6 protein-coding genes are annotated in these 11,466 nt (G+C 74.4%); 3 read left to right on the top strand and 3 right to left on the bottom strand.

Annotated elements, in window-relative coordinates; translation table 11 throughout:
* Nucleotides 1–134: 134 nt before the first annotated feature.
* Nucleotides 135–731, bottom strand: coding sequence for a TetR/AcrR family transcriptional regulator (locus tag ACH4SE_RS15795; protein WP_398543945.1), 597 nt, complete (start codon nt 729–731; stop codon nt 135–137).
* A gap of 64 nt (nt 732–795) precedes the next feature.
* On the opposite strand from ACH4SE_RS15795, the gene ACH4SE_RS15790 reads away from it, so the two are divergent.
* A complete protein-coding gene (locus tag ACH4SE_RS15790; RefSeq protein ID WP_398543944.1) occupies nt 796–1,815 on the top strand; it encodes an ATP-binding cassette domain-containing protein in 1,020 nt (339 codons plus the stop codon).
* A complete protein-coding gene (locus tag ACH4SE_RS15785) occupies nt 1,812–2,660 on the top strand; it encodes an ABC transporter permease (protein WP_398543943.1) in 849 nt (282 codons plus the stop codon). The genes ACH4SE_RS15790 and ACH4SE_RS15785 overlap by 4 nt, the downstream gene beginning before the upstream one ends.
* A 285-nt stretch (nt 2,661–2,945) precedes the next feature.
* On the opposite strand, the gene ACH4SE_RS15780 is transcribed toward ACH4SE_RS15785, so the two are convergent.
* A complete protein-coding gene (locus tag ACH4SE_RS15780) occupies nt 2,946–6,335 on the bottom strand; it encodes an amino acid adenylation domain-containing protein (protein WP_398543942.1) in 3,390 nt (1,129 codons plus the stop codon).
* A 20-nt stretch (nt 6,336–6,355) separates the two neighbouring features.
* The gene (locus tag ACH4SE_RS15775) at nt 6,356–10,150 is read right to left on the bottom strand and encodes a type I polyketide synthase (RefSeq protein WP_398543941.1); all 3,795 of its coding nucleotides are present in this window, start codon (nt 10,148–10,150) and stop codon (nt 6,356–6,358) included.
* A gap of 340 nt (nt 10,151–10,490) precedes the next feature.
* On the opposite strand from ACH4SE_RS15775, the gene ACH4SE_RS15770 reads away from it, so the two are divergent.
* Nucleotides 10,491–11,459: a hypothetical protein gene (locus ACH4SE_RS15770; RefSeq protein ID WP_398543940.1), complete on the top strand. Its 969-nt coding sequence runs from the start codon at nt 10,491–10,493 to the stop codon at nt 11,457–11,459.
* Nucleotides 11,460–11,466 lie beyond the last annotated feature (7 nt).

The following is an 11,466-nucleotide window of genomic DNA, read 5'->3' as shown; positions in this document are numbered from 1 at the left end:
CCCTGCACCCCCCCACCTCCGTGCCGCTGTTTGCCCCCCTCGCCGGCCCCCTGAGGTAGGTGGACCCCCCGGGGCGGGGGGGGGGCCCCGGGGGGGGGGGGCGGGGGGGGGGCCCCCCCGTCCGGCCCGCCCGTCTACTTGCTCCCGCAGAGCCGCAGCGCGCTCTCCAGGCACAGCGCCTCCGCGTCCTGCGGGAGCAGGTGGTCGGCGGCGACCTCCGCGGCGGCGGCGTGCTGGAGCCCGACGATCGCCGCGGCGAGCCAGCTCGCGGGCAGCGCCACGTCGAAGTCGCCCGTCTCCATGCCGCGGGTGACGAGCCGTTCCAGGCGCGGCGGGACCACGTCGGACAGCGCGTTGTGGTTGGGCTCGGGCGTGCGCGGCGCGGTGGGGTTGAGCAGCATCGGGTGGCGGCGCAGGAAGCGCCAGCCCGCGTCCAGGAAGTGCTCCAGCGCCTCGGCGGGCGGGGCGCTGTCGAGCCCGGCGGCGTCGAGCGCCGTGAGGTACTCGGCGGCGGCCGCCTCGATGAGGGCGGTGACCAGCGCGTCCCGCGAGGGGAAGTGCGCGTAGACGGTCTGCCGTGTGACGCCGGCCGCGGTGGCGATGTCGTCCATGCTCGCGTCCGGGCGCTGGCCGAGCACGACCCGGCTCGCGTTGAGGATGGCGTCGATGCTGCGCTGCGCGTCGGCACGGCGGCGGCGCGGGGGTGGGGCGGTTTCCTGCGAGTCGGCCATTCCCCGAAGGTATGCGTTCGGCCATAACCTTGACAAGCTGTGAGAGATAGTCAACTCTTACGTCATGTCAAAGAATAGCGTGGGCGAGGATCACCCGGCGGTCGAGGCGCGCGGCATGGCCAAGGCCTACGGGGAGAAGAAGGCGCTGGACGGGATCGACCTGACGATCCCCCGCGGCCAGGTTTTCGGGTTCCTGGGCCCGAACGGTGCGGGCAAGACCACCACCATCCGGATCCTTGCCACGCTGATCAAACCCACCGGCGGCACCGCCCGGGTGCTCGGCCACGACGTGCTGACCGAGGCCGACGCGATCCGCGCCAGGGTGTCGCTCACCGGCCAGTACGCCTCGCTCGACGAGGACCTGACGGGCTACGAGAACCTCATCTTCCTCGGCCGCCTCCAGGGCCTGCCCCGCCCCGCCTGCCGGGACCGCGCCGACGCGCTGCTCGCCGCCTTCGACCTGACCGGCGCCGCCGGCCGGCCGGTGAGCGGGTACTCCGGCGGTATGCGCCGCAGGCTCGACATCGCGGCCAGCCTCATCGTCACCCCCGACCTGCTGTTCCTGGACGAGCCGACCACCGGCCTCGACCCGCGCAGCCGCAACCAGGTGTGGGAGCTGGTCCGCCGGGTCGCCGCGGCCGGTACCACGGTGCTGCTCACCACGCAGTACCTGGAGGAGGCCGACCAGCTCGCCGAGCAGATCGCCGTCATCGACAACGGCCGGATCGTCGCCGAGGGCACCAGCTCCCAGCTCAAGGCCCGCGTGGGATCCGGCACCCTGCACATGCGGCTGCTCGACGAGGGGCAGCGCGACCGGGCCCGCCAGATCCTCGGTGAGTCGCTCGACGGGACGGTGGAGCTGGACGCCGACCCGTTCGCCCTCTCGGTGCTGCTCGGCACCGCCGGCGCCGGCGACAAGGACGTGAGCGGGCTCGTCGGCCGCGCCATGACCCGGCTCGCCGACGCCGGAGTGGGCGTCGCCGACCTCTCGCTCGGCCAGCCCAGTCTCGACGAGGCCTTCCTCGCCCTCACCGGCCACCGGACCGCCCCGGCCACCACCGACCACGAGGACCAGACCGCATGAGCAGTTCCACCGCACCCACGCGCCCCGCCGCAGCGGAGACCGACCCCGTCGACGCCCTGCTCGCCGCCGGCCGCACCCGTCACCGGGCCGGCGCCGTCGCGGCCTCGGCCGCCTTCGGCAGCCGCGCCATGCTCAAGCTCAAGCACGACCCCAAGCAGCTCGTGGACTCCACCGCGATCCCCATCCTCTTCACGGTGCTGTTCACCTACCTCTTCGGCGGCGCGATCAGCGGCTCCACCTCCGAGTACCTCAAGGTGCTGCTGCCCGGCGTGCTCAGCATGAGCATCGCCATCGTCACCATGTACGGCGGCGGCCGCCTCGCCCAGGACGTCCGCAGCGGCGCCTTCGACCGCTTCCGCGGCCTGCCCATCTGGCGCGGCGCCTTCGTGCTCGGCGGCCTGCTCAGTGACGGCGCGCGGTACGTCTTCGCGTCCGTCATCGTCATCGTGCTGGGCGTGGCCATGGGCTACCGCCCCGGTAACGGCGCGCTCGGCGTCCTCGGCGCCGTCGCCCTGGTCATCGTCTTCGGCCTCGCGCTGTCCCTGGTGTGGGCGGCGCTCGCGCTCAAGCTGCGCGACCCGGCCGTCGTCATCAGCATCGCCAACGCCGTGCTGATGCCGCTGTCCTTCGCCAGCAACGTCTTCGTCAAGCCCAGCACCATGCCCGGCTGGCTCCAGGCCGTCGTCAAGGTCAACCCGCTCAGCCACGTCGCCACCGCCGCCCGCGACCTGATGAACGGCGGCTCCGGCACCGGTGGCGCGGTCGCCTGGACGCTCGTCGCGAGCGCCGTCATCACCGCCGTCTGCGCGCCGATCTGCCTGCACCTGTACAACAAGGAGGGCTGACGCCCGAACCCGCGCGGGTGACCGCCGGGGTGCGGGGCCGTTCGTGGGGCGGGTGAGCAGGAGGCCCGACCGGGGAGGGTGTGGGCTGACGCCCGGACCCGCGCGGGTGACCGCCGGGGTGCGGGGGCCGTTCGTGGGGCGGGTGAGCAGGAGGCCCGACCGGGGAGGGTGTGGGCTGACGCCCGAACCCGCGCGGGTGACCGCCGGGGAGGGTCTGGGCCGAGGCGGTGCACGACGGAGCCGGGCCGCCCATGGGGGGCGGCCCGGCTCCGTCGTGCCGCGGGCTCAGTCGGCGGCGGGCCGCAGCACCGCCGCGAGGCGGGCCACCGTGGGGTTGTCGAAGAGGGTCCGCAGGCCCTCGTCCTGGCTCACCGTGGTGCCGAACTCCTTCGCGATCCGCTCCAGGATGCCGATCGCGTGCAGCGAGTCGCCGCCCAGCTCGAAGAAGTTCTCGTCCGTCCCGAAGTCGTCGCGCTCCAGGACCTCCTGCCAGAAGCCCAGCAGCGTGCGCTCCACGCCGTCCTGCGGCGCCGCGTGCGCGCCCGCCGGCTCCTGCTCGCGCGGGGCGGGCAGCGCGGAGGCGTCCACCTTGCCGTTCGCGCTCAGCGGCACCTTCGGGATGACGAGGTAGTGCCGCGGCACCATGTACTCCGGCAGCAGCTCCTCCAGCCGGGCCCGCAGCAGCGCCGCGTCCGGGTGCGTGCGCCCGGCCACGGTCTCGTCCCCGTCCGGCACCAGGTACGCCACCAGCTGCCGGCTGCCGGTGCGGGGGTTGGTGTCCACCGCGACCAGCGCGTCGCGCACCCCGGGGTGGCGGCGCAGCGGCGCGGCGATCTCGCCCAGTTCGATGCGGTAGCCGTTGAGCTTGATCTGCGAGTCCTCGCGGCCCAGGAAGTCGATGTCCCCGCCGGGCAGGAAGCGGCCCAGGTCACCGGTGCGGTACAGCCGCTCGCCGGTGCGCGGGTGCACGACGAAGCGCTCCGCCGTACGCTGCGGGTCGCCCCAGTAGCCGCGGGCCACGCCGCTGCCGCCGATGTGGATCTCGCCCGTCGCCCACACCGGGCAGGGCTCCATCCACTGGTCGTAGACGTGCATCGTCTGGTTGCCGAGCGCCTTGCCGTACGGGATGCGCGACCAGTGCGCGGGCACTTCGCCGATCGGGTAGTGGATCGACCAGATCGACGCCTCGGTGGCGCCGCCCTGGCTCATCAGCACCGCGTCGGGGTAGTAGGCGCGGATCCGGTCCGGCAGCGCCACCGGGATCCAGTCGCCGCTCATCATGACCAGCCGCAGCGCGTGCCCGGGTGGGGGTGCGGCGCTGTCGTGCGCGTCGATCCACACCTGCATCAGCGCCGGGACGCTGTTCCAGACCGTCACACCGTGCCGCTCCATCAGCTCCGACCAGTGCTGCGGCTCCTGCGCGCGGCCCGGCTCCGGCATCACGACCGCGCCGCCCACGGCGAGCATGCCGAAGATGTCGTAGACGGACAGGTCGAAGCTCAGCGCGGACAGCGCCAGCGCGCGGTCGGCGGCCGTGACCGTGTAGCGCTCGGCCAGGTCCAGGACGGTGTTGGCGGCCGCGCGGTGGTCGATCATGACGCCCTTGGGGGTGCCCGTCGAACCGGAGGTGAAGATGACGTACGCCAGGTCCGCCGGGTCGGGTCCGGCCGCCGGCGGCGTCGCGGGCGCGGAGCGCACCTCGTCGTCGGCGAGCGTCACCAGCCGGACGCCCTCGGGCCATTCCAGCTCCTCGCGCAGCCGGGAGGTCGTCACCACGACCCGTACCCCGCCCTGTTCCAGCAGCTTGCCCCGGCGGGCGGCGGGCCAGCGCGGCTCGATCGGCAGGTACGCGGAGCCGGACCGGGTCACCCCGAGCGCCGCGGCCACCTGCTCGTAGCCCTTCTCCGCGATGACGCCGACCAGTGTGTCGCGCGCGGCGCCCGTCGCCTGCAGGACGTGCGCCAGCCGGTGGGAGTCCGCGACGAGTTCGGCGTAGGTGTGCTCGCCGTCCGCGGCGATCACCGCGACCGCGTCCGGGGTGCGCGCGGCCTGCTCCTCGACCAGCGCGCACAGCGTCTTCTCCGGGATGTCCCGCCGCGTGTCGTTGGCCCGGAGGCGCTCCTCGACCTGCCCCTGCGGGAGGGCGATCACCTCACGCTCGTCCCAGGCCGCCTCGCCCCCGGCCAGCAGCTCCAGCGCCGCCCGGTGCGCCTCGAACATCTCCTCCATCATGCCGGCGGGGAAGAGGTCCTCGACGTAGTCCCAGTTGACCAGCAGTTCGCCGCGGTCCTCCAGCACCTGGTAGTCCAGCCACACCTGGGGCGTCTGGCTCACCCCGTAGACGACGTCGCCGAACACCTGGGCGGTCTGCGTCGCTCCCGAGCCGGAGTCGAAGCCCACCATGCTGGTGAAGACCACCGGCATCGCCGCTCCCGGCCGCCCGCCCAGCCGGCGGGCCCGCTCGCGCAGCACCCGCACACCCGAGAAGGTGGAGTGCCCGAGGTCCTCCAGGAGCTGGAGGTGCAGCCTCTTGGCCCGCCCGGCGAAGGAGTCCCCGGCGTCGGGGCGGGTCTCCAGCAGGACCAGCGAGGTGAAGTCGCCGATCACCTCGCCGATCTGCGGGTGCAGCGGCGGGCGGTTGAACAGCGTGAGGTTCATGGTCAGTTCGGGCCGCTTCGACCAGCGGCGCAGCACGTCGGCGTAGGCGGCCATGAGCACCGCGGAAGGGGTCAGGCCGCGGCTGCGGGCCGTCTCCTTCACCGCCGCCCACCGCTCGCGCGGCAGCCGGGCGTGCAGCCGGGCGAAGCGCGGCCGGCTGAGCTGCCCCGGCTGCACGGCCAGCGGGAGCTCCGGCGCGGGCGCCAGGGTGTCGAGCCGGTCCAGCCAGTAGCGGCGGTCCTCCTCGAAGCGCCGCTCGCGCTGCGCCTGCTGCTCGGCGAGGACGCAGTCGCGGAAGGTGACCTCCAGCGGCGCGGGCGGCTCCTCCGGACAGCTGTAGAAGCGGAACCAGTCGCGCTGGAAGATCCCGAAGCTGAAGCCGTCCATGATCAGCATGTCCAGGCTCAGGTGCAGCCGCCACCGGCGCTCGTCCAGCCTGGTGGCCCGCACCTCGAACAGCGGCCAGCGGTCGGCCGGCAGCACCTGGTGCGCGAGCTCCTCGCGGATCTGCGCGATCCCGGCCTCCTGCGCGGCCTCGTCCAGCCCGGACAGGTCCAGGGTCCGCACCTCGTACGCGGGCACCTCCGGCAGCACCCGCTGGCGGCCGTCCGGCTGGATGACGGCGCGGAGCATGTCGTGCCGCCGCACGAGCATGTCCAGGCTGCGGCCGAGCCTGGGCACGTCGAGATCGGCGGCGTCGAACTCCAGGTAGCAGTGCGTCGAGTTGCCGCCCAGCTCCACCGCGGGGGTCCGGCCCACCCAGTAGGCCTGCTGGATGTCGGTCAGCGGGAAGGGCTCGTGGCGTTCCTGCGGCCGGGGGGTCAGCGGCTGCGGCCCCTCCGCGGCCTCGGCGGAACGCGAGACGGTCTCGACCAGCTCGTCCCGGCGCAGCTTCATCTCCTCGCGAAGCTCGGGAGTCAGCGCACCGGGAGGCGCCGTCACATGCAGCCGGCCGTCGGCCACCCGCAGTCTCACCCCGCGGTGGTACAACTCGGCGAAGAGGTCCGTGGTAGTCATCTGGCTGCCCTTCTGGCGGATTAGAGGATGAGTTCTTCGAGGGGCTCGCCCGCCGCCGGCTCCTCGTCGCCGGTCGCGACGAGGCTGCGGGCGGCGAGGGACCGGCAGAGCAGGTCCACGACGTCCGCCACGGTGGCCTCGCCGAGCAGCTTCTGGGGCGGTACGTCCACCTGCAGTCCGGTGCGGAACTGCTCGCGCAGCCGCATCGCCCGCAGCGAGTCCAGGCCGACGTCGCCCAGGCGGGAGGCGGGGAAGCGGGTGCGCACGGTCGCCGGGTCGTCGGCGAAGGTGCCGACCATCGCGCTCACCCGGGCGAACAGCGCGTCGGTGAGCGCCCGCCGGGCGCCGTCCGGCTCCTCGACCGCGAGCCGCGCCAGGGTGGCGGCGTCCCACGGCTCGTCGCCGTCCGCGGTGTCCTGCACGGGAACGTCCGGCAGGTCCGCGCGCGCGAACGTCAGCCCGGCGACGGAGACGAGCGGCTCACCGGCGTCGTCGTACAGCTCGACCCCGGCCGCGCCCTCCCCGGTGCGGCGCACGTGGCACCACACCCGTCCGGCCGGCTCCCGGTGGCAGGTCAGGCGGTCCAGCGCCGCCGGCACCCACGGCCCGCCGCCGTCACCGACGGCGAGCGGCGCCGCGGCCAGCAGGCAGACCTCGAACAGGACGGGGTGCAGGACGTAGCGCTCCCCGTCGTCCGGGAGGACGCCGGTGTCCAGCAGCGCCAGCGCCTCGTTCGCGCCCTGCCACCAGCGCAGTGTGACGCTTCGGTAGGCGTCCCCGCAGCTGACGCCGTTCTCGCCGAGCCACGTGTGCAGCGCCTCCGGTTCCCGTTCCGCCAGCCGCTCCCGCAGGCGGCCGAGGTCGGCGCGGGCGGGGGCGGGCGGGTTCTTCTCCGCGGCGCAGGCGGTGAACCGCCGGGTCCACCGGGGGCGCCGGGCGGCGGGGGTGTCGCCCGCCCCGGCCGGGGGGTACCCGGCGCCGGAGGCGGGGCCGGTGCCGCCGGGCGGCGTGGCGGTTCCGGCGCCCGGGGCGGACGGGGCCGCGCCCGCGTCGGCGGTGAAGCCGCGTATCCGGCGGGTCGCGTCCTGCGTCTTTGCCGCCGTCTGGAGCCGCAGGGAACCGCCGCCGGTGAGGAGGACCGGCGGGCCGAGGACGAGGTCCTCGACGGTACGGACGTCCGCCGGGTCGACGCCCTCACCCGCGCTGTGGCGGGCGGCCGCGAGGGCCCATTCGGCGAGGGCGGCGGCCGGCAGGGAGGGGGTGCCGCGCAGCAGGTACTGCCCGGCGTACCAGGGCGCAGGGGCCGTCAGGGTACGGGCGAAGCGCTGCTCGGCGGGGTCGGCGAGGTCGATCTCGCCGCCCAGCAGCGGGTGTACGGGTTCGAGGGCGGACTCGGCCGGGCCGTGGCTGCCGAGGGCCGGCGAGGCGAGCCAGTAGCGGCTGCGCCGGAAGGGGTAGCCGGGCAGGCGCACCTGCTCGCCTGGCTCGGCGGCGCCGTCGAAGGCCGCCTCCCAGCGCACCGGCGCCCCCGCGGTGTACGCCGCGGCCAGGCGGGCCAGCAGCTCACCGGCGGTGGTGGCGCCGGGGTCCAGCTCCAGGCAGACCGACGCGCCCGCCTCCCGCGCGCGGGCCAGGACGTCGCCGCCCGGGCCGAGGAAGCCGCCGGACGCCCAGCGCCCGGGGTCGCCGGGGGCGCCGCCGGCGGCGAGGACGAGCGTGCGGTCCGGGGTGCCGTAGGCGACGCCCGCCGCGGCGGCCCGCAGCGCGTCGACGTGCTCGTCGGCGCGCGCCGCGGCGGCGGCGAGGCGCGCCGCGTCGGCGGGCGTCAGGACACCGGCGGCACACGCCGCGGCGATCTCCCCGACGCCCGCACCCGCGACGACCTCCGGCTCCACCCCGAGGGAGCGGACCAGCCGGAGCAGCGCCAGCTGCCCGGCGAACACCGCGGCCTGCCGGTAGGCGGCGGGCGGTGCGCCGAGCTCGGCCTCCAGTTGCGCGAGCACCTCGGCGTGGGCGGCGGCGAAGACGGGGAAACGTTCCGCCAGTTCCGCGGCGGCGTTCGCGTCCCACGGCACGTCGCCGGTGAGGACGAGCGCGGTCGCCGCGCCCCCCGTACCGGCGGCGGTGCCGGTGACGAGCCCGGGCGCCCCCTCACCGCGCGCCAGCGCCGCGAGCGCGGCCCGCCGCTCGGCGTGCGAGGAGCCCAGCACGACGGCCCGGTGGGCGAACCCGCCCCGCGTACGGGCCAGCGCCCGCCCGATGCCCTCCGCCCCGGCCGGCGGCCGGGCGTCGAGGAAGCTCCCCAGCTCCCCGGCCATGTCGCGCAGCGCCTCCGCGTCCCTGGCCGACAGCACCCACGGCACGAGGGCTGCGCCACTCCCGCCCGCACCCTCCGGACCGGCCGGCGCCGCACCGCCCGTGGCGGCGGCCGCGGCCGGTTCCTCCACGATCAGGTGCGCGTTCGTGCCGCTGATGCCGAAGGACGAGACGCCCGCGCGGCGCGGGCGGCCGGGGGAGGGCCAGGGGGCGGCCTCGGTGGTGAGCGCGACCGTGCCGGCGGACCAGTCGACGTACGTCGAGGGCCGGTCGATGTTCAGGGTGCGGGCGTGGACGCCGGCACGCATGGACATGACGATCTTGATGACGCTCGCCACGCCGGAGGCGGTCTGCGTGTGGCCGATGTTGGACTTCACCGAGCCCAGCCGCAGCGGCCGCCCCTCCGGGCGGTTCCCGCCGTACGTCGCGATGACGGCCTCCGCCTCGATCGCGTCGCCCAGCGCCGTCCCCGTCCCGTGGCCCTCGACCGCGTCGACCTGGTCGGGGGCGAGCCCGGCGGTGTCGAGGGCCTGGCGGATGACCGCCTCCTGGGCGGAACGGCTGGGCGAGGTCAGGCCGTTGGTGGCGCCGTCCTGGTTGACGGCGGAGCCGCGGATGACGGCGAGGACGTCGTGGCCGGCGGCCCGCGCCGCGGACAGCCGCTCCAGGACGAGCAGTCCGGCGCCCTCGCCGAAGCCCATGCCGTCGGCGCCCGCGGCGAACGGCTTGCACCGGCCGTCGCCGGCGAGGGCGCCGCGGCGGCCGAATTCCAGGATGACGTTCGGCGTCGCCATGACGGTGACCCCGCCGGCGAGCGCCAGCTCGCAGTCGCCGCGGCGCAGCGCCTGGCAGGCGAGGTGGATCGCCACCAGCGAGGACGAGCAGGCGGTGTCGATGCTGAGGGCGGGGCCGTGCAGCCCGAGGGCGTACGCGACCCGGCCGGAGGTGGTGCTGGGGGCGCCGCCGATGATCTGCTGGTCGGCCGCACCCTCGGGGAGCGCGCTCTGCGGGCCGGCGCCGTAGTGGCAGTAGGACACGCCGGCGTAGACGCCCGTGCGCGTGCCCCGCAGGCCCGCCGGGTCGATCCCGGCGTGGTCGACGGCGTCCCACGCGGTCTCCAGCAGCAGGCGCTGCTGGGGGTCCGTCACGAGCGCCTCGTGCGCGGTGATCCCGAAGAACCCGGCGTCGAAGCGGTCGGCCCCGGCCGGACCGCCGAGGAAGCCGCCGCGGCGCGCGCCCTCGTCGGGCCCGCCGCCGTGGCTCCCGCCCGGGCCCCAGCCGCGGTCGCCGGGGAAGGGCGAGATGCCGTCCCCCCCGTCCGCGACGAATTCCCACAGCTCTTCCGGCGAGCGCAGGCCCGGCGGGAATCGGCAGCCCATGCCGACGATCGCGACCGGCTCCGCGTCCTTGAGCTCGGCCTCCTGCAGCTTGCGGGCCGCGAGGCGCAGATCGCCGGTGGCCTTCTTGAGGTACTGACGCAGCTTTTCTTCATCAGCCATTGGCCCGCCGGCTCCCGATTCTCCAGAAATTCGCCGCTGTCGAAAGCAAATGATTTAGGATTCAGTGAATCCCGGTCGACCCTACTGTGCGGGGGGCTACCCTGATACCCCACCCCAACCCCTACGCATAAGTCTTACAGGGTCGGCTAAGGGTGGGATAGGGGTTGTTGGGGCATCGGGAGTGGGCTAGTACAGGCCGGTGGCCTGCTGGATCTCCTTCCGGCCGTGCCGGATGCATCTTCGATAGTGAGTTTCTCATATACCGTCGCGCTTTTATTATGGGTAATCTGGACCGCCAGGTCACAACCGTGCCGCGCTGATTCTGCGGGGGAGAGGTACCGTGTCGGGCTCAGTAGCAGTGGATACGCCCTGGGAAAGGGTCGCGGAGTCGATCGAGTTCATTCCCGCCGAATACTCGGTGCGGGACCAGCCGGAATCGGTGGCGCAGGAGATGCTGCGCTGCGGGCCGGCGGAGATCGACCGGCTCGTCGCCGCCGGTCTGCCGTACGAGGAGCGTGACAGCGTACGGCACTTCGACACGAACGACCTCTACAACCTCGGCATGTACTCGAACACCTCGAAGACCCAGCCGGAGATGGCCTTCCGGATGCTCTTCCGGTTCGCCGGCCGCCCGGTCGACGACCTGCTGCGGGCGAAGACCTGGGACTTCCAGGTCCACCTGGAGTGCCCGGACTGCGCCGGGGAGGCCCCGTGGCGCCTGGAGGCGCCGGACATCGACCGGTTCGGCGGACGGCTCGCCGAGGTGGCGGAGCCGGAGCCGGGCAAGGGCTCGGCGACGTACACCGCGACCGTCACCACCATCGGTGCGCGCACCCCGGTGATCTCCCCGGTGCTGCGCGAACTGACGCAGGAGTACCTGGGGCAGGGCTACCGCTGGCAGATGATCCCCGTGCCGATGCAGGCCGACTACGGCCTGGTGCACGAGCTGGGCGCGACGAGCTGCATCGCCGCCAGCCTGCTGCTCACCGAGCGCTTCCGGGACGCCGGCTACCGCGCCGAGGCCAAGCGCGGCTGGTTCTGCGGCGTGCTCGGTGGCGCCCTCGACCTGCCGCACGCCTGCGTCGAGGTCGAGGACGACGACGGCACGCTCAAGACCATCGACATCGCCAAGTCGCAGCTGGCCGCGCGGCTCTCCGCGAGCACCGGCGACTTCCAGGAGCTGTGCCTGGGCTCGATCTACAACAAAGTCATTCCGTCCACCGCTTCCGGCAACGCCGCCCTGGGCTACCACGAGTGCGGCTCGAAGACGCCGGTCCACGTGCGCGCGGATATCCGATCGGTGCGTTGAGGAGACG

This window comes from Streptomyces sp. NPDC020983 (assembly GCF_044333485.1).
GTDB lineage: Bacteria > Actinomycetota > Actinomycetes > Streptomycetales > Streptomycetaceae > Actinacidiphila.
Note: the sequence above shows the minus strand (reverse complement) of the source record. Positions and strands in the feature narration are given on the sequence as shown.